Consider the following 21,218-nt stretch of genomic DNA (forward strand, 5'->3'; position numbering starts at 1 on the left):
ACGCATTCCGGCCAGAAACGGCAACACACCAGATCGAAGGCCCACGGGGTGTACCACTGTGGAACCTCTCTTCGATACTCTGGGGACGGCCGTGTGGCACACGCCCCGGGTCCGGCCCGTCCACGGGCCGCGCCGACGACTGTGACCGCCCGCCCCGGCCGGGGCCCTCGGCCCTTCGCCCCTCCCACCCCCGCACCCGCACCCTCGCACCGACGCGCTTCGCGCCGCCCGATTTCCCCAGGAGAGTCCACCGCATGGCCGGTCCTGCGTTCCGTGCCGCCGCCGTCCGGGTCCGGGTTCCCGCGACCAGCGCCAACCTCGGCCCCGGCTTCGACGCCTTCGGACTCGCGCTGGGTCTGTACGACGACGTGGTCGTCCGGGTCGCCGACTCCGGGCTGTCCGTCGACATCGCCGGCGAGGGCGCCGGCACACTCGCCCGCGACGAGCGCCACCTGGTGGTCCGCTCGATGCGCGCCGCCTTCGACCGCCTCGGCGGCCAGCCGCGCGGCCTCGAAGTCGTCTGCGCCAACCGGATACCGCACGGCCGCGGCCTGGGCTCCTCGTCCGCCGCGATCTGCGCCGGCATCGTGGCCGCCCGCGCCGTCACCATCGGCGGCCCGTCCGCGCTGGACGACGACGCGCTGCTGGCCCTCGCCTCCGAGCTGGAGGGCCACCCGGACAACGTCGCGGCCTGCCTGCGCGGCAACTTCACGGTGGCCTGGACCGACGAGGAGTCGGCCAAGGCCGTCACCCTGGAGCCGTCCGCGCAGGTCGTCCCGGTGGTCTTCGTGCCGGCCACCGAGGTGCTCACCGAGACCGCCCGCGGCCTGCTGCCGAAGACGGTCCCGCTGGCCGACGCCGCCGTCAACGCGGGCCGCGCCGCGCTGCTGGTGGAGGCGCTGACCCGGCGGCCCGAGCTGCTGCTCGCCGCCACCGAGGACCGCCTGCACCAGGACTACCGGGCCTCCGCGATGCCGGACAGTGCCGCGCTGGTGGGGGCGTTGCGCGCGGAGGGCGTCCCCGCGGTGATCTCCGGCGCCGGCCCGACCGTGCTGGCGCTCACCGACGAGGCGGGTGCCGACAAGGTGCTGGCCTTCGCCGACGACCACGGCCGGGGCGGACCGGTGTTCGCCGCGCACCGGCTGGAGCTCGACCGGACCGGGGCCTCGGTCCTCCCGCTCGACGGCTGAACGGCACGTCCGACGGGGTGTCCGGGCACCGCCCGGTCGGACGGCAGGGCGTCCGGCGCCCGGACCGGAAGGGTCCGGAGCCGGGCCGTCCGGACACGATTGGCAAGCGCAAGGCTGGGGAATGTGTGAGGGGGTCGGTAGTGTTAACCTCATTGCTGCACCAGGTGCCCTCCGGGGCTCGGTGCGCCGCGTCCCCATCCCAGCACTCCGCACCAGCGGAGTCCCGGCGATGCACGGGGCGACGATTCTCCGGGAGCCCACCGCAGCGCGTACGCAGCCTGCCTGCGCGACCTGCGGCCGCATCCCGAAGCCGTGACGGCACCTGACTCCCACCCGAAGCCTCCCACCTTGAGGCCAGGACGGGCGGAGCGCGGGCCACCGTCACGCGACGGGGTCCGGGATTCGCAGGCAGCGTGGGGGAACCGCCCGGCCGAGGCCGGGGTGGCGGCACGTCCCGGCCGATGGCCGGGGGAGGGCCGGCACGTGGCCGTCCCATCGCGCCACCCGGCACCAGCACCACCGTGCTTCAAGCACCGCACCTCGCAGCCCACTCCCGACCGGCTACCCGCCATTCGGGGGTTCACCGCCTCGGACCGACGCAGTCGAGCGTTGGTCAGGACAGCACAACCGGTCGCCGAGCCAGACAGGCCGACGTCCGCTCCAGGGAAGGACCCTTAGTGAGCGACACCACCGATCTGATGGGCGCGCGCCCGGACGCCGAGGCGTCGGACGCAGCCGCCGCCCCCGCGGCCCCGGCCCGGCGCCGTCGTACCGCCGCCGCGGGCCTGGACGGCCTCGTCCTGGCCGAGCTGCAGAAGCTCGCCTCGACGCTCGGGATCAGCGGCACGGGACGCCTGCGCAAGAGCCAGCTGATCGAGGCCATCAAGGAGAAGAGCGGCGGGGACCCGCTGCTCGCCGCCGGCGGGGCCGCTCCGGCCGCCCCGGCCGCCAAGCGCGCCGCCGCCAAGGCGGACGCCGCGGAGCCGGCCGAGAAGCCCGCCCGCCGCACCAAGGCCGCGCAGGCCGAGGCCGCCGCCGCCGAGGCGCAGGCCCAGATCGACATCCCGGTCCAGGCCGCGGCCGAGACCGCCGCGCCGGCCCGCGCCGAGCGCACCCGCCGCCGGGCCACCTCGGCCGCCGGCGCCCCGACCGCCGACGCCGCCGCCGCTGCCGCCGAGGCGCCCGCCGCGGTCGTCACCGAGGCCAAGCAGGCCGAGGCCCGCACGGCCGAGACCCGCGCCTTCGAGGGCCGCGAGGAGGGTCGCACCGAGACCCGCCGCGACCGCCGGGACCGCCGGGACCGCCGCGAGGGCGGCGAGCGCGAGGTCCGCCAGGAGGCCGGCGAGGCCCAGGCCGGCCAGGACGGCGACTCCCGCGAGTCGCGTCGTGACCGCCGCAACCGCCGGGACCGCACCGACCGCCCCGAGCGCACCGAGCGCACCGAGCGTGCCGACCGCCAGGGCGGCCAGCAGCAGGGCGGCCAGAGCGACGCCCAGCAGCCCCGCCAGGGCGGCCAGCAGGCTCAGCAGCCGCAGGCCCAGCAGGGCGGCTACGAGGACGACGAGTTCGGTGACGGCCGTCGTGGCCGCCGCGGCCGCTACCGCGACCGCCGGGGCCGTGGCCGCCGCGAGGGCTTCGAGGTCGGCCCGCCGGAGCCGCAGGTCGGTGACGACGATGTGCTGATCCCCGTGGCGGGCATCCTCGACATCCTCGACAACTACGCGTTCGTGCGCACCTCCGGCTACCTGCCGGGCCAGAACGACGTCTACGTCTCGCTCGCCCAGGTCCGCAAGAACGGCCTGCGCAAGGGTGACGCCATCACCGGTGCGGTGCGCCAGCCGCGCGACGGCGAGCGCCGCGAGAAGTTCAACGCCATGGTGCGGCTGGACTCGGTCAACGGCATGGACCCGGAGAGCGGCCGCGGCCGCCCCGAGTTCAACAAGCTGACCCCGCTCTACCCGCAGGATCGGCTCCGCCTGGAGACCGACCCGGGCGTGCTGACCACCCGGATCATCGACCTCGTGTCGCCGATCGGCAAGGGCCAGCGCGGTCTGATCGTCGCGCCGCCGAAGACCGGCAAGACGATGGTGCTGCAGGCGGTCGCCAACGCGATCACCCACAACAACCCCGAGTGCCACCTGATGGTCGTCCTGGTCGACGAGCGTCCGGAAGAGGTCACCGACATGCAGCGGTCGGTGAAGGGTGAGGTCATCTCCTCGACCTTCGACCGCCCGGCGGAGGACCACACCACCGTCGCTGAGCTGGCCATCGAGCGCGCCAAGCGCCTGGTGGAGCTGGGCCACGACGTGGTGATCCTGCTGGACTCGATCACCCGACTGGGCCGTGCCTACAACCTGGCGGCGCCGGCCTCCGGCCGCATCCTGTCCGGTGGTGTCGACTCGACCGCGCTGTACCCGCCGAAGAAGTTCTTCGGTGCCGCGCGCAACATCGAGAACGGCGGCTCGCTGACCATCCTGGCCACCGCGCTGGTCGAGACCGGCTCGCGGATGGACGAGGTGATCTTCGAGGAGTTCAAGGGCACCGGCAACATGGAGCTCAAGCTCGACCGGAAGCTCTCGGACAAGCGCATCTTCCCGGCCGTCGACGTCGACGCCTCCAGCACCCGCAAGGAGGAGATCCTGCTGGGCAGCGAGGAGCTGGCCATCGTCTGGAAGCTCCGCCGGGTGCTGCACGCGCTCGACTCGCAGCAGGCGATCGAGCTGCTGCTGGACAAGATGAAGCAGACGAAGTCCAACGCCGAGTTCCTGATGCAGATCGCCAAGACGACCCCCGGGTCCAGCGACTGACCGTACCGGGGCAACTCGGCAGCACAGAACCCCGGTTCGCGCGAGCGGACCGGGGTTCTGCGCTTGTTCCGGGCCTGTTCCGGGCTTGTTCCGGAGTTGGGACATTTCGAGCCCTTTGGATCATGTTGTCCGATTTACTCTGGAACGTATGGCCGAGCACCAGAGGGTTCCGAACCGCCGCCGCAGGGTCCTGCGCCTGGCCGCGTGCACGCTCGCCGCACTCGTCGTCCTCGGGGCCGGCGCGGCCGGCTACGCCTACTACCGGCTCAACGGGAACATCAAGAGCGTCGACATCGACGCCCGGCTGGGCACCGCCCGCCCGCCGTCCGCCACCGACGGCTCGTTCAACATCCTGGTGCTGGGCTCCGACTCGCGCGCCGGGCAGAACGGCACCCTGGCCGGCGGCGACACCGGTGACACCGCGCGTTCGGACACCGCGATGGTGGTGCACGTCAACCAGGACCACTCGCGGGCCGAGGTGGTCTCCATACCCCGGGACACCCTGGTCACCCGGCCGGAGTGCACCGACGCGACCGGCAGGCCCACGCCCGCGGCCAAGCGCGCGATGTACAACAGCGCGTACGAGACCGGCGGCGCCGCCTGCGCCGTCAAGACCACCGAGCAGCTCACCGGGCTGCGGATGGACCACTACGTCGAGATCGACTTCGAGGGCTTCGCCCGGGTCGTGGACGCGCTCGGCGGGGCCACCGTGACCACCACGGTGCCGATCCACGACCAGGACAGCGGGCTCGACCTCGCCGCCGGCGTGCACCACCTGGACGGCAAGCAGGCACTGGCCTTCGTCCGGACCAGGCACGGCGTCGGCGACGGCAGCGACCTCGGCCGGATCGAGCTGCAGAAGCAGATGGTGAAGTCGCTGCTCGGCCAGGCCGGCGGCACGGGGCTGTTCACCAACCCGGTCAAGCTCTGGTCGGTCGGCGACACGCTGACCCGCTCGATCACCACCGACTCGGCGCTGGCCTCGGTGAACTCACTGGTGGGACTGGCCCAGGAACTCAAGGGGATCGGCCCGGACCAGCTCTCGATGGTCACCCTGCCGGTCGTGACGGCCCCCGGCGACCCCAACCGGGTCGTCCCGCAGGAGCCGCAGGCCGACCAGCTCTGGGCGGCCCTGAAGGCCGACCGGGCGCTCCCGGAGGCCGTCGTGGCGGCGCAGCCGCAGAACCCCGCCCAGGCCACCCCCACGGCCCCGGCGAAGGCCCCGGCGACCGCACCGGCCGGCACCGCCAGGCCGTCCGCGAAGGCCACCACCAGCCGCTGAGCGAGGCCCGGAATATCCCGGAACGCCACCCGGTTTGGGAAGAAGCGGCCGGTCCTGGCAGACTGGTCCGTCGGTCCCGGTTCACGTGCGGCGTTCCAGTCGCCGACCCGGTGCCCTCCCGAACACTAGGAGAACCCCTTGAAGCCCAACGTTCACCCCGAGTACGTGGTCACCAATGTGACCTGCACCTGCGGCGCCGAGTTCACCACCCGCTCGACCGAGACCAGTGGCGTCATTCGCGCCGAGGTCTGCTCGCAGTGCCACCCGTTCTACACCGGCAAGCAGAAGATCCTCGACACCGGCGGCCGCGTGGCCCGCTTCGAGGCCCGCTTCGGCAAGCAGCACAGCGCGAAGGCCTAGCGCTCCCTCGGCGCCGGTTTCCGGCGCCCCCGTACTCGTTCCGGGGGCGCTGGGGACCGGCGCCGTTCGCATCCCCCGGCGCCCGAGCGCCCCGCGACCCCCACCACCGCTACCCACGGGAAGAAGGCCACCCATGTTCGAGGCAGTCGAAGAGCTCCTCGTCGAGCACGCGGGCCTCGAAGCGAGGCTGGCCGACCCGTCCGTCCACGCCGACCAGGCCAACGCCCGCAAGCTGGCCAAGCGGTACGCCGAGCTGACCCCGATCACCCGGGTCTACCGGCAGTGGCGGCAGGCCGGCGAGGACATCGAGGCCGCCCGTGAACTCGCCGCCGAGGACTCGGACTTCATCGCCGAGGTGAAGGACTCCGAGGCCCGCCGCGAGGTGCTGACCGAGGAGCTGCGCCTGCTGCTCGTGCCGCGCGACCCGAATGACGAGAAGGACGTCATCCTGGAGATCAAGGCGGGCGAGGGCGGCGAGGAGTCCGCGCTGTTCGCCGGGGACCTCCTGCGGATGTACCTGCGCTTCGCCGAGCGGATCGGCTGGAAGACCGAGATCATCGACTCGAACGAGTCCGACCTCGGCGGGTACAAGGACGTCTCCGTGGCCGTGAAGACCAGGGGCGGCACCGAGCCCGGGCAGGGCGTCTGGGCCCGGCTCAAGTACGAGGGCGGCGTGCACCGCGTCCAGCGCGTGCCGGCCACCGAGTCGCAGGGCCGCATCCACACCTCGGCGGCGGGCGTGCTGGTCACCCCCGAGGCCGAGGAGGTCGAGGTCGAGGTCGTCGCCAACGACCTGCGCATCGACGTCTACCGGTCTTCCGGCCCGGGCGGCCAGTCCGTCAACACGACCGACTCGGCGGTCCGGATCACCCACCTGCCGACCGGTATCGTGGCCTCCTGCCAGAACGAGAAGAGCCAGCTGCAGAACAAGGAGCAGGCGATGCGCATCCTGCGTTCGCGGCTGCTGGCCGCCGCGCAGGAAGAGGCCGAGCGGGAGGCCTCGGACGCGCGCCGCAGCCAGGTCCGCACGGTGGACCGCTCCGAGCGGATCCGCACGTACAACTACCCCGAGAACCGCATCTCGGACCACCGCACGGGCTTCAAGTCGTACAACCTGGACCAGGTCCTGGACGGCGAACTGAACGCGGTGATCCAGTCCTGCGTCGACGCGGACGCGGCGGCCAAGCTCGCCTCGGCCCAGCAGAACTGAGACCGGCACCCGGGCCCGGATGCCCCTGAGAAGCCGCAGCGCAGAAACAAGAGGTCGTACGTGAACCTGCTGCTCGCCGAGGTGGCCCAAGCCACCCAGCGGTTGGCCGCGGCCGGTGTGCCGTCGCCGCGCTTCGACGCGGAGGAGCTCGCCGCACACGTCCACAACGTCAAGCGCAGCCAGCTGCACACGGTGAAGGACGCCGACTTCGACGCCCGCTACTGGGAGGCCGTCTCCCGCCGCGAGGCGCGCGAGCCGCTCCAGCACATCACCGGCCGGGCGTTCTTCCGGTACCTGGAGCTGGCCGTCGGCCCCGGGGTGTTCGTGCCCCGCCCGGAGACCGAGTCGGTCGTCGAGTGGGCCATAGACGCCGTCCGCGACATGGACGTGGCCGAACCCCTGGTGGTCGACCTCTGCTCCGGCTCCGGCGCCATCGCGCTGGCCCTCGCCCAGGAGCTGCCGCGCTCCACCGTGCACGCGTTCGAGCTGGACGAGGGCGCCCTGCGGTACACCCGGCGCAACATCGAGGCCAGCTCCGACCGGGCCCGGGTCACCCTGCACGCCGGTGACGCCACCCGGGCCTTCGCCGACGACCGCTCCTGGGACGGCCGCTTCGACCTGGTGATCTCCAACCCGCCGTACATCCCGCTCACCGAGTGGGAGTACGTCGCGCCGGAGGCCCGCGACCACGACCCGCAGATGTCGCTGTTCTCCGGGGAGGACGGTCTCGACACCATCCGCGGCATCGAGCGGGTGGCCGCCCGGCTGCTCCGCCCGGGCGGCGCCGTGGTGATCGAGCACGCCGACACCCAGGGCGGCCAGGTGCCGTGGATCTTCAACGAGGAAGGCGGCTGGACCGACACCGCCGACCACCGCGACCTGAACAACCGGCCGCGCTTCACGACCGCCCGAAGGGTGTCGTTGTGACCAGCAGGACCCGCACCACGGCGCGCGAGGCGTCGCGGTGCTTCGTCATGAGCAATCTCGGAAGGGGACCGCACCGATGAGCCGCCGCTACGACTGTGCCGACGCCGGGGACCGCGCCACCGGCTTGCGCGAGGCCGCCTCGGCCATCCGCCGGGGCGAACTCGTCGTGCTGCCCACCGACACCCTCTACGGGGTCGGTGCGGACGCCTTCTCGCCGGACGCGGTCGCCGCGCTGCTGGCCGCCAAGGGCCGTGGCCGAAACATGCCCTCGCCGGTCCTGGTCGGCTCGCCGACCACCCTGCACGGCCTGGTCACCGACTTCTCCGAGCAGGCCTGGGAGCTGGTCGACGCGTTCTGGCCCGGCGGGCTCACCCTCGTCGCCAAGCACCAGCCCTCGCTGCGCTGGGACCTCGGCGAGACCCGCGGCACCGTCGCCGTCCGGATGCCGCTGCACCCGGTCGCGATCGAGCTGCTGAACACCACCGGCCCGCTCGCCGTCTCCAGCGCCAACAAGACCGGCGGCCCCTCGCCGTCCACCTGCGACGAGGCCGAGCAGCAGCTCGCCGACGCCATCTCGGTCTACCTGGACGGCGGGCAGGCCGACCACGCCACCGCGTCCTCCATCGTCGATGTGACGGGCAAGGTCCCGGTCCTGCTGCGGGCCGGCGCGATCAGCGCCGAGCAGCTGAGGGAGGTCGTCCCCGACCTGGAGGCCGGCAGTTGACGACCGCCTCCCTCCATTCCGGGCCCGGCATATCGCCGTACCTGAGCGTGGGCCCCAGGCCGCTGGACCACTTCCGGATCCTGTTCGTCTGCACCGGCAACATCTGCCGCTCGCCGATCGCGGAGCGGCTCACCCGGCGTGAGCTGGACACCCGGCTGAGCCCGCGGGTGGCCGGCCGGATCCTGGTGGAGAGCGCCGGCACCTGGGGCCATGTCGGCGCGCCGATGGAGGACCACGCCGCCACCGTGCTCGACGAGTACGGCGCCGACAGCGGCGGCTTCACCGGCCGCGAGCTGCTGGACGAGCACGTGGTCGAGGCCGACCTCGTGCTCACCGCCACGCTGGACCACCGCGCCCAGGTGATCTCGATGGGCCACGAGGCCGGGCTGCGCACCTTCACCCTGAAGGAGTTCACCCGACTGGTCCGGACGATAGACCCGGGCACCCTGCCCGACCCGCGCCGCGGCGCGGACGTCACCGAGCGCGCCCGCGCCCTCGTCCGGGCCGCCGCCGCGCTGCGCGGCTGGCTGCTCGCCGCCAGCCCGGAGTCGGACGAGGTGCACGACCCGTACGGCGCCCCGATCGGCATGTTCCGCAACTGCGGCGAGGAGATATTCCACGCGGTGGACCCGGTGGTCACCGCACTCACCGGCGTACCCGCACGCCGTGTCTGATCGCGGCTCCGGTCGCCGGACCGGGCCCTCCCGACGCCGGACCTGACCGCGGCCGCACCCGAACGCCACGGGGTACCGCCCGGCCGGGTGCACCGGCCCCGCGTCGGGAGGACGGCCGCTCCCCGCGGACCTACGCTGGAGGGACCACCCCTCCGCGCCCGAACCGCGGCCGGGGGTCAGCCCAGGATGCCGCCCCGGGAGCCCCGCCATGACCGTCACCGATGCCGCGACCGGCTCCTCCGAGACGACGGGGGGCCGGTGGGGGGCCGAGGTGCTGCGTCGGGCGGATCCGCAGCTGGCCGATCTGCTCGCCGCCGAGGCCGAGCGGCGCAGCGAGAGCATCCAGCTGCTGGCGGGGGAGAACCTCACCAGCCCGGCGGTGCTCGCCGCCCTCGGCGGCCCGCTGATCGACAAGTACGCCGAGGGCTACCCCGGCCGGCGCCACCACACCGGCTGCGCGCTGGCGGACGCCGCCGAGCTGCTGGCGATCGACCGGGCCCGTGAGCTGTTCGTCGCCCCGCACGCCAACGTCCAGCCCCGGTCGGCCACTTCGGCGATGCTGGCGACGTACGCGGCGCTGCTGCGGCCGGGCGACGCGGTGCTCGCGATGTCGCTGGAGCACGGCGGCCACCTCAGCTGCGGCTCCCGGGCCAACTTCTCCGGCCGCTGGTTCGACTTCATCGGCTACGGGGTGCGCCGCGAGGACGGCCGGATCGACCTCGACGAGGTCCGCGAGCTGGCCCGCCGCCACCGTCCGAAGGCCGTCGTGGCCGGTTCCATCTCCTACCCCCGCCACCCGGACTGGGCCGCGTTCCGGGAGATCGCCGACGAGGTGGACGCCTACCTGATCGCCTCCGTCGCGCAGACCACGGGCCTGGTGGCGGCCGGTGTGGCGCCCTCCCCGGTGCCGTACGCGGACGTCACCGTGGCGGCCACCCACAAGCTGCTGCGCGGCCCGCGCGGCGGTCTGCTGCTGAGCACCGCGGAGTTGGCCGAGCGGATCGACCGGGCGGTGTTCCCGTTCAGCCAGGGCGGTGCGGCGATGAACGAGGTGGCCGGCAAGGCGGTCGCGTTCGCGGAGGCGGCCACCCCCGAGTACCGCGCGTACGCCCACCGAACCGTCGCGGGAGCGCGCGTGCTGGCCGCGGGGCTCGCGGAGGCGGGGATGCGCCCGCTGACGGGCGGGACGGACACCCACCTGGTGACGGTGGACGTCGGCCCGCTCGGGGTCAGCGGCGCCGAGGCCGAGCGGCGCTGCGCCGTCGCGGGGCTGATGCTCGGCAAGTGCGCACTCCCGTACGACCCGGCCCCGCCGTCCGAGGCCTCCGGGATCCGGCTCGGCACCGGGACGGTCACGTCGCAGGGCATGGGCGAGGCCGAGCTCGCCGAGATCGCCGGCCTGGTCGGACGCCTGCTCGCGGAGGGGGCGGACGTACGGATCGGCGCGCGCGTCCGGGAGCTCGCGCGGGCCTTCGCCGACCGGCGGTAGCCGGGTATTCGGGCCTCCTACCCGGTAGGGCGAACCGCGATGCGTGTCCTGGGCGTCCGAGTCAATAAGGTGTGTGCCGTGGCGACGCACCTCGAACCCCGGACAGGCACGGGAGTACCTTCGGTACCGACCCGTCGGACAGTGACGCAGGAGGCCAGTGGTGCGTGAGTATCTGCTGGTGCTGTTCTGCACTGCGGCCGTCACCTACCTGTTGACCGGCCCGGTCCGGAAGTTCGCGATCGCTGCCGGCGCGATGCCGCCGGTGCGCGCCCGTGACGTGCACCGCGAGCCCACGCCGCGGCTCGGCGGCATCGCCATGTTCGGCGGTCTCTGCGCGGGCATCCTGGTCGCCTCCCAGCTGGACAACCTGTCCAAGGTCTTCTCCCAGGGCACCGACATCCGCGCGCTGCTGTCCGGCGCCGGGATCATGTGGCTGCTCGGGGTGCTCGACGACAAGTGGGGCGTGGACGCGCTGGTCAAGCTGGGCGGCCAGATGATCGCCGCCGGTGTGATGGTCTGGCAGGGGGTCACCGTGATCACCCTGCCGGTGCCCGGTGTCGGCGCGGTCGCGGTGAGCCCGACCCAGGGCATGGTCATCTCGGTCACCATGGTCGTCGTCATGGTCAACGCGGTGAACTTCATCGACGGCCTGGACGGCCTGGCCGGCGGCATGGTCTGCATCGCCGCGATGGCGTTCTTCCTCTACTCGTACCGGCTCTGGTACGGCTACAACATCATGGACGCGGCCCCCGCCGTGCTGTTCAGCGTGCTGCTGATCGGCATGTGCCTGGGCTTCCTGGCGCACAACCTGCACCCGGCCCGGATCTTCATGGGCGACTCCGGCTCGATGATGCTCGGCCTGATGCTGGCCGTCGCCGCGATCTCCATCACCGGCCGGGTCGATCCGGACCTCATCACCAGCACCACGGGTTCGCAGACCGCCACCGTGCACGCCCTCGTCCCGATCTACATCCCGCTGCTGCTGCCGCTGACCGTCATCGCGCTGCCGCTCGCCGACCTGCTGCTCGCCGTGGTCCGCCGGACCTGGGCCGGCCAGTCGCCGTTCGCCGCCGACAAGCGGCACCTGCACCACCGCCTGCTGCAGGTCGGCCACTCGCACAGCCGGGCCGTGCTGATCATGTACTTCTGGGCCGCGCTGATCGCCTTCGGGACGGTCGCCTTCTCGGTCACCAACACCGGCCGCACGGTGATCCTGACCCTGACCGGGCTCTGCCTGGTCGGCCTGGTGGTGCTGCTCACCCCGCGGTTCCGTCCGCGTGCCCCGCGCGCCGTGCAGGCCTTCGTCCCGCCGCGCTACCGGCGCCGCGGCCCGGGCCGGAACGCCGCCCCGGTCGCACCCGTGGTCACCACCGCCCCGGCCGCTCCGGCCGTGGGGGACGAGACCGGGAGCGATGCCGCGGTGGCCGCGCCGACCTCGGCGCCGATGGCCGAGCTGTCCGCCAAGGACAAGGAACTGCTCGGTGAGCTGCCCAAGGGTTCGTCGGCCGCCGGCGGCCGCGGTCAAGGCCGCGGACGTGGCCATCAGGTGAACTGACGGCTCGTCAAGGTCCTTCACCCGTACGGCGGCACCGTTGGGCCGTCAGTGTGACAGGTGCCACACAATCATGGTAAAGCTCTCATCAAATAGTTTGTGATACCGTTCACGAGTACCGAGAACACGCCGAAAGACCACACAGGTGGATGACTTCCGTCCCTGGCCGGTCTCCCTCGACGGGCTCGCCGCGGAGCGGCCGGCCTGCGGCGGCTCCTCGGTCCGGTGTCACCCACCACGTTCTGTGCCCGTCCCCCTGCCACATCGACATGCCGCCGGAGCTGCCGACATGCCGTCCAACGACGCGCGGATCCTCCGCGGCGCCGCGATCCCCACTGCGGTCGCCGGAATCATCGCGATGGTGATCTCCTTTGCCGTCGCGGGAGGCAAGGGACTGCTCGGCGCCCTCTTCGGAACGCTGCTGGTGATGGCCTTCTTCGCCTCCGGCCAGTTCGCGCTCGACCGCCTGACCAGGTCGAACCCGCAGATCATGATGGCCGCGGCGCTGCTGGTCTACACCACTCAGATCCTGCTGGTCGGGATCGTGCTGGCGGTCTTCAAGAACACCGAGCTCTTCAACCGGCAGGCGTTCGCCTTCACGCTGCTGGGCTGCGCCCTGATCTGGACGGGCTTCCAGGTGCGCGGTGCCCTCAAGGCCAAGACCTTCTACGTCGACCCCAACGCCTCCGAAAACAAGGCGGACAAGCCTTCGGACAAGGGGCGTCAACAGTGACGAGGCCCAGCTGTCCCCCCAACGAGGGGGGCGGTGTTTATGCCGACCTGACGGGCTGCTATCGTCCGTCGCAACAACGGAGTACGGGAAGCGGCCAGGTCTGTCCGGTCAATGGACGGATCGCCCCCCGGACTCGCGCAGTCTTCGATGATCCCGCTGTGGCGCAGCTCACTGCCGAGCGGGATCCGCGAGAAACCCATCAAGTTCCAGTGCCGCACCGTGGCCGCAGGCCACGCCGACACACCGAGGTTGCCGTAATCATGCGTCACGACGAAGGAGTCCGTGGTGAGTGCTGATCAGCTCACGTCTCTCGCCTCAGGCAGTTGCCACTTCGGGGACGCTGGCTGCGGCTTCCCGGCCCCGGGCCTGAACGAGTTCCAGTTCGAGCCGATCTTCTCGATCGGCAGCGTCGACTTCAACAAGCCGATGCTGCTGTCGATGATCGTCGCGCTCCTGGTGATCGTCTTCTTCTGGGCCGCTTTCGCGAAGCCGCGCCTCGTCCCGGGCAAGCTGCAGCTGGTCGGTGAGATCGGCTACGACTTCGTCAAGCGCTCCATCGTGCTGGAGACGATCGGCAAGAAGGGCGAGAAGTACGTCCCGATGCTGGTCTCGATGTTCTTCTTCGTCTGGTTGATGAACATCATGTCGGTCATCCCGTTCGCCCAGTTCCCGGTGACGGCGGCGATCGCGTTCCCGGCCGGCCTCGCGGCCGTCGTCTGGGTCACCTACATGACGCTGACCTTCAAGAAGCACGGCTTCGTCGGCGGTCTGAAGAACCTCTGCTGGCCTTCGGGCATTCCCGGCTGGGTCATGTTCATCCTGGTGCCGATCGAGTTCTTCTCGAACATCTTCGTGCGCCCCTTCACGCTCGCGGTCCGAGCCTTCGCGAACATGTTCGCCGGCCACCTGCTGATCGTGATGTTCTCCATCGCCTCCTGGTACCTGCTCAGCCCGACCCTGGGTGCGCTCTACGGCTCGGCCTCGTTCATCGTCGCCATCGGCCTGACCGCCTTCGAGCTGCTGGTCCAGTTCCTGCAGGCCTACATCTTCGTGATGCTGGCCAGCAGCTACATCGCCGGTGCCCTCGAAGAGGCGCACTGAGCCAGGGGCCACGGCCCTCCTGAACCACTCCCGGAACGCCCGGTGGCCAATCACCACCGGTACACCATCCCCGCAAAGGACACATTGCAATGAGCATGCTCGCTGAGGTCGGCGTCTACGGTTCCGTCGCTTCGATCGGTTACGGCCTCGCCGCGATCGGCCCCGGCATCGGTGTCGGTCTCATCTTCGGTAACGGTGTGCAGGCCATGGCCCGTCAGCCCGAGGCCGCCGGCCTCATCCGCTCCAACATGTTCATCGGCTTCGCGCTGACCGAGGCGCTCGCCCTCATCGGCATCGTCATGCCGTTCGTCTTCGGCCAGGGCCCCAAGTAATCCCCGCCGTAGACCCTTCGAGGAAGGTCCAGATATGAGCGTCGTGGCTCAGCTTGCGGAGACGGAGGAGATCATGAATCCTCTCCTGCCCGCGTGGCCCGAGATCATCATCGGCCTGCTCTGCTTCTTCATCGTCTTCGGCCTGCTCGGCAAGAAGCTCCTCCCCAGCATCGAGAAGGTGCTGTCGGAGCGCCGGGACGCCATCGAAGGCGGGATGGAGCGGGCCGAGGCCGCTCAGGCCGAGGCTCAGGCCCTGCTTGAGCAGTACCGCGCCGAGCTCGCCGAGGCGCGCCACGAGGCTGCGCGCATCGTCGAGCAGGCTCGCGAGCAGGGCGCCGCCCAGCTCACCGAGATGCGCGAGGAGGGCCAGCGTCAGCGCGAGGCCATCGTCGCCGCCGGCCACGCGCAGATCGAGGCCGACAAGAAGCAGGCGACCGCCGCCCTGCGCCAGGACGTGGGTTCGCTCGCTTCGCAGCTGGCCACCCGCATCGTGGGTGAGTCCCTTGAGGACCACGCGCGGCAGAGCGGCGTCATCGACCGCTTCCTGGACGAGCTGGAGGCCAAGGCCACCGTTGCTCAGGGTGCGGCCAAGTGATCGGCGCAAGCCGCGAGGCCCTCGCCGCCGGGCGGCAGAACCTCGAAGGCCTGACCGACTCCACTTCGGTGGATGCGGCCAAGCTCGCCGAGGAGCTCACCGCCGTCACGGTCCTCCTGGACCGTGAGGTGTCGCTGCGCCGCGTCCTGACCGACCCGTCCCGGTCCGGTCAGGACAAGGCCCAGCTGGTCTCCTCGCTGCTGACCGGTCAGGTCTCCGGCGAGGTCATCGACCTGGTGTCCGGCCTCGTCCGCTCCCGCTGGTCGGGTGCGCGTGACCTGGTCGACGCCGTCGAGCAGCTGGCCGCGTACGCCGAGGTCATCGCCGCCGAGAAGGCCGGTGTTCTGGACGACGTCGAGGACGAGCTGTTCCGGTTCGGCCGGGTGGTGAGCGGCTCGCACGAGCTGCGCGCCGCGCTGACCGAGCCGAAGGCCGGTGCCGCCCCCAAGGCTGCGCTGATCAAGAAGCTGCTCGGCGGCCGCGCCAACGCCGGCACCGTGCGGCTGGTCACCACCCTGGTGAACAACCCGCGTGGCCGTAGCCTTGAGCAGGGCCTGGAGTCCTACTCGAAGCTCGCCGCCACCCGGCGCGGGCGCGTGGTGGCCCTGGTCACCACCGCGGTGCCGCTGTCGGACGGCCAGAAGGAGCGCCTCTCGGGTGCTCTGGGCCGGCTGTACGGCCGCCAGGTGCACCTGAACATCGACGTCGACCCCGAGGTCGTCGGCGGTGTCCGGGTCCAGATCGGTGACGAGATCATCGACGGCACTGTGTCGAGCCGCCTCGAAGGCGCTCGCCAGTCGCTCGAAGGCTGAGCACCCAAAGCACGTCCGACCCTCGGTCGGGAACCGGCTCCACCGGAGCCGGCAAATCGTACGGCCGGTTCGAGAGACCCGGCCGAGAGTCGAATACTTGCGGCCCTCAATGGCGGGCCGAGGATCGCAAACTAGGAGAGCAGGGAAGCCTGATGGCGGAGCTTACGATCCGTCCGGAGGAGATCCGGGACGCGCTGGCCGACTTTGTCCAGTCGTACCAGCCGGACGCCGCCTCGCGTGAAGAGGTCGGCACTGTTACTGACGCGGCGGACGGTATTGCCCATGTCGAGGGTCTGCCCTCGGTCATGGCGAACGAGCTGCTGAAGTTCGAGGACGGCACGCTCGGCCTCGCGCTGAACCTCGACACCCGTGAGATCGGTGTCGTCATCCTCGGCGAGTTCAGTGGCATCGAAGAGGGCCAGACGGTGCGTCGCACCGGCGAGGTCCTCTCCGTCCCGGTCGGCGACGGCTACCTCGGCCGCGTCGTGGACCCGCTGGGCAGCCCGATCGACGGTCTGGGCGACATCGCCTCCACCGGCCGTCGCGCCCTGGAGCTGCAGGCCCCCGGCGTCATGGCCCGCAAGTCGGTCAAGCAGCCGCTGCAGACCGGCATCAAGGCCATCGACGCGATGACCCCGATCGGCCGCGGCCAGCGCCAGCTGATCATCGGCGACCGCCAGACCGGCAAGACCGCGGTGGCTGTCGACACGATCATCAACCAGCGTGACAACTGGCGCTCGGGCGACCCGGAGAAGCAGGTCCGCTGCATCTACGTCGCCGTGGGCCAGAAGGGCTCCACCATCGCGTCCGTCCGCGGCGCCCTGGAGGAGGCCGGCGCGCTGGAGTACACCACGATCGTGGCTGCTCCCGCCTCCGACCCGGCCGGCTTCAAGTACCTCGCCCCGTACACCGGCTCGGCCATCGGCCAGGAGTGGATGTACGAAGGCAAGCACGTCCTGATCATCTTCGACGACCTGTCGAAGCAGGCCGAGGCCTACCGTTCCGTCTCCCTGCTGCTCCGCCGCCCGCCGGGCCGCGAGGCCTACCCGGGCGACGTCTTCTACCTGCACTCCCGCCTGCTGGAGCGTTGCGCCAAGCTCAACGACGCCCTCGGCGGCGGCTCGATGACCGGTCTGCCGATCATCGAGACCAAGGCCAACGACGTCTCGGCGTACATCCCGACCAACGTCATCTCCATCACCGACGGCCAGTGCTTCCTGGAGTCCGACCTGTTCAACGCCGGCATCCGCCCGGCCGTGAACGTCGGTATCTCGGTCTCCCGCGTCGGTGGCTCCGCCCAGATCAAGGCCATGCGCTCGGTCGCCGGCCGTCTGCGCCTGGACCTCGCCCAGTACCGTGAGCTGGAGGCGTTCGCCGCCTTCGGTTCCGACCTGGACGCGGCCTCCAAGGCCCAGCTGGAGCGCGGTGCGCGCATGGTCGAGCTGCTGAAGCAGGGTCAGTACCAGCCGTTCCCGGTCGAGGAGCAGGTCGTCTCGATCTGGGCCGGCACCACCGGCAAGCTGGACGACGTTCCGGTGGCGGACATCCGCCGCTTCGAGCGTGAGTTCCTGGACCACGTGCGCCTGCAGCACAAGGACCTGCTGGCCGGCATCGTCGAGACCGGTCTGCTCGCCGACGGCACCGTCGACGCGCTGACCACGGCGATCGCCTCGTTCAAGCAGGGCTTCACCACCGCCGACGGCAAGCTCCTCGGCGAGCAGGCCTGAGTCCGGTAGCGAGGGAAAGGACGTAACGACCCATGGGAGCACAGCTTCGGGTCTACAAGCGCCGGATCCGCTCTGTCACCGCGACGAAGAAGATCACCAAGGCGATGGAGATGATCTCCGCGTCGCGCATCGTCAAGGCGCAGCGCGCGGTGGCCGCCTCCACTCCGTACGCCGATGAGCTCACGCGGGCGGTGACGGCGGTGGCCACCCGGTCCAACGCCAAGCACCCGCTCACCACCGAGAACCCGAACGCCACCCGTGCCGCCGTCCTGCTGATCACGGCGGACCGCGGCCTGGCGGGCGGTTACTCGACCAACGCCATCAAGCAGTCGCTCGCGCTCAGCGCGAAGCTTCGTGCCGAGGGCAAGGACGTGGTGACGTACATCGTCGGCCGCAAGGGCGTCTCGTACTACGGCTTCCGTGACCTCGCGGTCACCGGCTCGTGGACGGGATTCTCCGACAAGCCGACGTACGGTGACGCGAAGGCCGTGGCTGCCGACCTGATCGAGGCCTTCACGGCCGAGACCGGCGGCGTCGACGAGCTGCACCTGATCTCGACCAAGTTCGAGTCGATGCTGACGCAGACGGCGGTCGACGCCAGGCTGCTGCCGCTGAAGCTCGACGAGGTCGAGCTCAGCGACGAGTCGAAGGCCAAGAACGAGATCTTCCCGCTGTACGACTTCGAGCCGTCGGCGGAGGGCGTCCTCGACGCACTGCTGCCGCGGTACGTCGAGAGCCGGATCTACAACGCACTGCTGCAGTCGGCCGCCTCGGAGCACGCCGCTCGTCGGCGCGCGATGAAGAGCGCGACCGACAACGCCGGCGAGCTCATCAAGTCGCTCACGCGGCTTGCCAACTCGGCCCGTCAGGCCGAGATCACCCAGGAAATCAGCGAGATCGTCGGCGGTGCCAACGCCCTCGCCGACGCTAGCCGCGGGAGCGAATGAGAATGACCACCACTGTTGAGCCGACCACGGCGACGGGCCGCGTCGCGCGGGTCATCGGCCCGGTCGTCGACGTGGAGTTCCCCGTCGACGCGATTCCCAACATGTTCAACGCCCTGCACGTCGAGGTCGAGAACCCCGACGGTTCGGGCAAGAAGACCCTGACCCTCGAGGTTGCGCAGCACCTCGGCGACGGCATGGTCCGCGGCATCTCGATGCAGCCGACCGATGGCCTGGTCCGTGGCACCCAGGTGTCCGACACCGGTGCGGCGATCTCCGTGCCGGTCGGCCAGATCACCAAGGGCAAGGTCTTCAACGCCCTCGGTGACGTGCTGAACGTCGACCAGGCGGAGTTCGACAAGCAGGTCGAGGTCCGCTGGCCGATCCACCGCACGGCCCCGGCCTTCAAGGACCTCGAGTCCAAGACGGAGATGTTCGAGACCGGCATCAAGGTCATCGACCTTCTCACCCCGTACGTCCAGGGTGGCAAGATCGGTCTGTTCGGTGGTGCCGGTGTCGGCAAGACCGTTCTGATCCAGGAGATGATCTACCGCGTCGCCGAGAACTTCGGTGGTGTGTCGGTGTTCGCCGGTGTCGGCGAGCGCACCCGTGAGGGCAACGACCTCATCGACGAGATGGTCGACTCGGGCGTTCTGGACAAGACCGCGCTGGTCTTCGGCCAGATGGACGAGCCGCCGGGCACCCGTCTGCGGGTCGCGCTCTCCGCGCTGACCATGGCGGAGTACTTCCGTGACGTCGAGAAGCAGGACGTGCTCCTCTTCATCGACAACATCTTCCGGTTCACCCAGGCCGGTTCCGAGGTGTCGACCCTGCTCGGCCGCATGCCCTCCGCGGTGGGCTACCAGCCGAACCTGGCCGACGAGATGGGCCTCCTCCAGGAGCGCATCACCTCGACCCGCGGTCACTCGATCACCTCGATGCAGGCGATCTACGTCCCCGCGGACGACCTGACCGACCCGGCGCCGGCCACCACCTTCGCCCACCTGGACGCGACGACCGTTCTGTCGCGCCCGATCTCGGAGAAGGGCATCTACCCGGCCGTCGACCCGCTGGACTCCACGTCCCGCATCCTCGACCCGCGGTACATCGCGCAGACCCACTACGACACGGCCCTCCGTATCAAGGGGATCCTGCAGAAGTACAAGGACCTCCAGGACATCATCGCGATCCTCGGTATCGACGAGCTGTCCGAGGAGGACAAGGTCACGGTTCACCGTGCCCGTCGCATCGAGCGCTTCCTCTCGCAGAACACCTACGTGGCGAAGCAGTTCACCGGTGTCGAGGGCTCGACCGTCCCGCTGTCGGAGACCATCGAGGCCTTCAACTCGATCGCGGACGGCAAGTACGACGCGATTCCCGAGCAGGCCTTCTTCATGTGCGGTGGCATCGAGGACCTCGAGCGCAACGCCGCCGAGCTGGCGAAGAAGTAATCGCGGCCGGTAGCAGCTGAGTGACCGTGAGGGGTGGCCCCCTGGCCTGGGGACCACCCCTCGCGCCGCATCGGTTGTGATTCCGGTCAAATCCGTGCCGCCGGTTTCATGCCGGGGGCGCGGGCCCGTTATTCTTACCGAAACTCCCGAGTAATCGGGGGTTGCATGAGCCTAGGAGCCCACGTTGGCTGAGCTGCACGTCGAGCTGGTCGCAGCCGACCGCAAGGTGTGGTCCGGTGCGGCCACCATCGTCGTCGCCCGTACGGCCTCCGGTGACACCGGCATCATGCCGGGCCACACCCCGGTGCTGAGCGTGCTGGAGACCGGTCCGGTCACCATCCGCACGGTGGACGGCGGCACGGTTATCGCCGCAGTGCACGGAGGCTTCATCTCCTTCGCCGACAACAAGCTGTCTCTGCTCGCGGAGATCGCCGAGCTGGCGGACGAGATCGATGTCGCCCGTGCCGAGCGGGCACTGGAGAAGGCGCAGTCGGGCCTGGACGAGCACGCCGAGCGTCGCGCCGAGGTGCGACTGTTCGCGGCGCGCGGTCTCAAGGCCCACGCCTGAGTGCGACAGACCCTCTGACGGGGTCGACCGACGGTCCCGGGGACGCGTGAGCGTGACCCCGGGACTGTCGTCTCAGTTGGTAGGTCAACGCGGTCGCCTGATACGACCGATACGGGGAACGCGGGTAGCGAGGAGGTAGGTGAGCATGGTCCTCGCCCTTGTGGTGTGTGCGGCGGTCGTGGCTACGGGCGTGATCGGCCTGGTCGCGTTCGCGGTACGCCGCCGTGTGATCCAGCGGGTAGGCGGTACCTTCGACTGCAGTTACCGGCTCAAAATGCCCGCCGACGCCTCGACGCAGCCCGACCTCGACGAGAACGGCAAACCCACCTCCGCCCCGGTTCCGCAGACCGACGGCAAGGGGTGGGTTTTTGGTATCGGCCGCTACAGCGGTGACTCGATCGAGTGGTTCCGGGTCTTCTCGTACGCCCCGCGCCCGCGCAGGGTGCTGCCGCGCCGGGAGATCGAGGTGCTCGGCCGGCGCTACCCCGAGGGCCAGGAGGAGCTCGCCCTCCTCTCCGGCTCGGTCGTCCTGCGCTGCCTGCACAACGGCACCCCGCTGGAGCTCGCGATGAGCGACGACGCCCTCACCGGCTTCCTCGCCTGGCTCGAAGCCGCACCCCCCGGGCAGAGGGTCAACGTCGCGTAGCGACGAGACCCTCGGGGTGGGGGTCCCCCCGGCCGGAGGCTGGGGGAGGGTCAACGTCGCGTAGCGCCGACACTCTCGGGGCGTGGGGAACCTC

Annotated in this window: 20 protein-coding genes; all 20 read left to right on the forward strand. The window is 70.7% G+C overall.

Annotation, left to right across the window (positions count from 1 at the left end):
• Positions 1 to 254 precede the first annotated feature (254 nt).
• Positions 255 to 1,190, forward strand: a complete 936-nt coding sequence (gene thrB, locus OH807_RS26035; RefSeq protein ID WP_406203078.1) for a homoserine kinase — start codon at positions 255 to 257, stop codon at positions 1,188 to 1,190.
• Between the two features lie 677 nt (positions 1,191 to 1,867).
• Complete coding sequence (rho, locus tag OH807_RS26040; protein WP_406203080.1) at positions 1,868 to 3,997, forward strand: transcription termination factor Rho; 2,130 nt, start codon at positions 1,868 to 1,870, stop codon at positions 3,995 to 3,997.
• Between the two features lie 148 nt (positions 3,998 to 4,145).
• Positions 4,146 to 5,279, forward strand: a complete 1,134-nt coding sequence (locus OH807_RS26045) for an LCP family protein (RefSeq protein ID WP_406203082.1) — start codon at positions 4,146 to 4,148, stop codon at positions 5,277 to 5,279.
• Between the two features lie 138 nt (positions 5,280 to 5,417).
• Complete coding sequence (rpmE, locus tag OH807_RS26050) at positions 5,418 to 5,639, forward strand: 50S ribosomal protein L31 (protein ID WP_327680707.1); 222 nt, start codon at positions 5,418 to 5,420, stop codon at positions 5,637 to 5,639.
• Positions 5,640 to 5,772: 133 nt separating this feature from the next.
• Positions 5,773 to 6,849 (forward strand): peptide chain release factor 1, encoded by a 1,077-nt coding sequence (gene prfA / locus OH807_RS26055; protein ID WP_406203084.1) that lies wholly within the window; start codon positions 5,773 to 5,775, stop codon positions 6,847 to 6,849.
• A gap of 60 nt (positions 6,850 to 6,909) precedes the next feature.
• Positions 6,910 to 7,776, forward strand: coding sequence for a peptide chain release factor N(5)-glutamine methyltransferase (prmC, locus tag OH807_RS26060; RefSeq protein WP_406203086.1), 867 nt, complete (start codon positions 6,910 to 6,912; stop codon positions 7,774 to 7,776).
• A 76-nt stretch (positions 7,777 to 7,852) separates the two neighbouring features.
• Entirely contained in the window at positions 7,853 to 8,500 is a 648-nt protein-coding gene (locus tag OH807_RS26065) for an L-threonylcarbamoyladenylate synthase (RefSeq protein WP_406203088.1), read from the forward strand.
• Between the two features lie 29 nt (positions 8,501 to 8,529).
• Positions 8,530 to 9,174, forward strand: a complete 645-nt coding sequence (locus tag OH807_RS26070) for a protein-tyrosine-phosphatase (protein ID WP_406211187.1) — start codon at positions 8,530 to 8,532, stop codon at positions 9,172 to 9,174.
• A gap of 208 nt (positions 9,175 to 9,382) precedes the next feature.
• Entirely contained in the window at positions 9,383 to 10,663 is a 1,281-nt protein-coding gene (glyA, locus tag OH807_RS26075; protein WP_406203090.1) for a serine hydroxymethyltransferase, read from the forward strand.
• Between the two features lie 160 nt (positions 10,664 to 10,823).
• Positions 10,824 to 12,218 (forward strand): MraY family glycosyltransferase, encoded by a 1,395-nt coding sequence (locus OH807_RS26080; RefSeq protein WP_406203092.1) that lies wholly within the window; start codon positions 10,824 to 10,826, stop codon positions 12,216 to 12,218.
• 286 nt (positions 12,219 to 12,504) lie between these two features.
• The gene (locus tag OH807_RS26085) at positions 12,505 to 12,948 is read left to right on the forward strand and encodes a hypothetical protein (RefSeq protein WP_406203094.1); all 444 of its coding nucleotides are present in this window, start codon (positions 12,505 to 12,507) and stop codon (positions 12,946 to 12,948) included.
• Between the two features lie 285 nt (positions 12,949 to 13,233).
• Positions 13,234 to 14,049, forward strand: coding sequence for a F0F1 ATP synthase subunit A (atpB, locus tag OH807_RS26090; protein ID WP_406203096.1), 816 nt, complete (start codon positions 13,234 to 13,236; stop codon positions 14,047 to 14,049).
• Between the two features lie 89 nt (positions 14,050 to 14,138).
• Positions 14,139 to 14,381 carry an ATP synthase F0 subunit C gene (gene atpE, locus OH807_RS26095; protein ID WP_030302757.1) on the forward strand — a complete coding sequence of 81 codons (243 nt, stop codon included), beginning with the start codon at positions 14,139 to 14,141 and terminating at the stop codon, positions 14,379 to 14,381.
• A 34-nt stretch (positions 14,382 to 14,415) separates the two neighbouring features.
• On the forward strand, positions 14,416 to 14,976 hold the full coding sequence (locus tag OH807_RS26100; protein ID WP_406203098.1) for a F0F1 ATP synthase subunit B: 561 nt from the start codon (positions 14,416 to 14,418) through the stop codon (positions 14,974 to 14,976).
• Positions 14,973 to 15,788 (forward strand): F0F1 ATP synthase subunit delta, encoded by an 816-nt coding sequence (locus OH807_RS26105; protein WP_406203100.1) that lies wholly within the window; start codon positions 14,973 to 14,975, stop codon positions 15,786 to 15,788. Before OH807_RS26100 ends, OH807_RS26105 begins: the two co-directional genes overlap by 4 nt.
• 152 nt (positions 15,789 to 15,940) lie before the next feature.
• Positions 15,941 to 17,515, forward strand: a complete 1,575-nt coding sequence (gene atpA, locus OH807_RS26110) for a F0F1 ATP synthase subunit alpha (protein ID WP_406203102.1) — start codon at positions 15,941 to 15,943, stop codon at positions 17,513 to 17,515.
• A 32-nt stretch (positions 17,516 to 17,547) separates the two neighbouring features.
• Positions 17,548 to 18,462 (forward strand): F0F1 ATP synthase subunit gamma, encoded by a 915-nt coding sequence (locus OH807_RS26115; protein WP_406203104.1) that lies wholly within the window; start codon positions 17,548 to 17,550, stop codon positions 18,460 to 18,462.
• Positions 18,463 to 18,464: 2 nt separating this feature from the next.
• Entirely contained in the window at positions 18,465 to 19,910 is a 1,446-nt protein-coding gene (atpD, locus tag OH807_RS26120; protein WP_406203106.1) for a F0F1 ATP synthase subunit beta, read from the forward strand.
• A 184-nt stretch (positions 19,911 to 20,094) separates the two neighbouring features.
• On the forward strand, positions 20,095 to 20,478 hold the full coding sequence (locus tag OH807_RS26125) for a F0F1 ATP synthase subunit epsilon (protein WP_406203108.1): 384 nt from the start codon (positions 20,095 to 20,097) through the stop codon (positions 20,476 to 20,478).
• A gap of 145 nt (positions 20,479 to 20,623) precedes the next feature.
• On the forward strand, positions 20,624 to 21,124 hold the full coding sequence (locus tag OH807_RS26130) for a DUF2550 domain-containing protein (RefSeq protein ID WP_406203110.1): 501 nt from the start codon (positions 20,624 to 20,626) through the stop codon (positions 21,122 to 21,124).
• Positions 21,125 to 21,218 lie beyond the last annotated feature (94 nt).

The sequence above is a fragment of the Kitasatospora sp. NBC_01560 genome, from assembly GCF_045208415.1.
Classification (GTDB): Bacteria; Actinomycetota; Actinomycetes; order Streptomycetales; family Streptomycetaceae; genus Kitasatospora.

What these genes read in the sequence shown, in the direction of transcription:
- thrB (WP_406203078.1), top strand. Translation starts at nt 255, where the DNA reads ATGGCCGGTCCTGCGTTCCGTGCCGCCGCCGTCCGGGTCCGGGTTCCC.
- OH807_RS26085 (WP_406203094.1), top strand. Translation starts at nt 12,505, where the DNA reads ATGCCGTCCAACGACGCGCGGATCCTCCGCGGCGCCGCGATCCCCACT.
- OH807_RS26130 (WP_406203110.1), top strand. Translation starts at nt 20,624, where the DNA reads ATGGTCCTCGCCCTTGTGGTGTGTGCGGCGGTCGTGGCTACGGGCGTG.
- prfA (WP_406203084.1), top strand. Translation starts at nt 5,773, where the DNA reads ATGTTCGAGGCAGTCGAAGAGCTCCTCGTCGAGCACGCGGGCCTCGAA.
- OH807_RS26115 (WP_406203104.1), top strand. Translation starts at nt 17,548, where the DNA reads ATGGGAGCACAGCTTCGGGTCTACAAGCGCCGGATCCGCTCTGTCACC.
- OH807_RS26065 (WP_406203088.1), top strand. Translation starts at nt 7,853, where the DNA reads ATGAGCCGCCGCTACGACTGTGCCGACGCCGGGGACCGCGCCACCGGC.
- atpA (WP_406203102.1), top strand. Translation starts at nt 15,941, where the DNA reads ATGGCGGAGCTTACGATCCGTCCGGAGGAGATCCGGGACGCGCTGGCC.
- atpD (WP_406203106.1), top strand. Translation starts at nt 18,465, where the DNA reads ATGACCACCACTGTTGAGCCGACCACGGCGACGGGCCGCGTCGCGCGG.
- glyA (WP_406203090.1), top strand. Translation starts at nt 9,383, where the DNA reads ATGACCGTCACCGATGCCGCGACCGGCTCCTCCGAGACGACGGGGGGC.
- OH807_RS26045 (WP_406203082.1), top strand. Translation starts at nt 4,146, where the DNA reads ATGGCCGAGCACCAGAGGGTTCCGAACCGCCGCCGCAGGGTCCTGCGC.
- OH807_RS26100 (WP_406203098.1), top strand. Translation starts at nt 14,416, where the DNA reads ATGAGCGTCGTGGCTCAGCTTGCGGAGACGGAGGAGATCATGAATCCT.
- atpE (WP_030302757.1), top strand. Translation starts at nt 14,139, where the DNA reads ATGAGCATGCTCGCTGAGGTCGGCGTCTACGGTTCCGTCGCTTCGATC.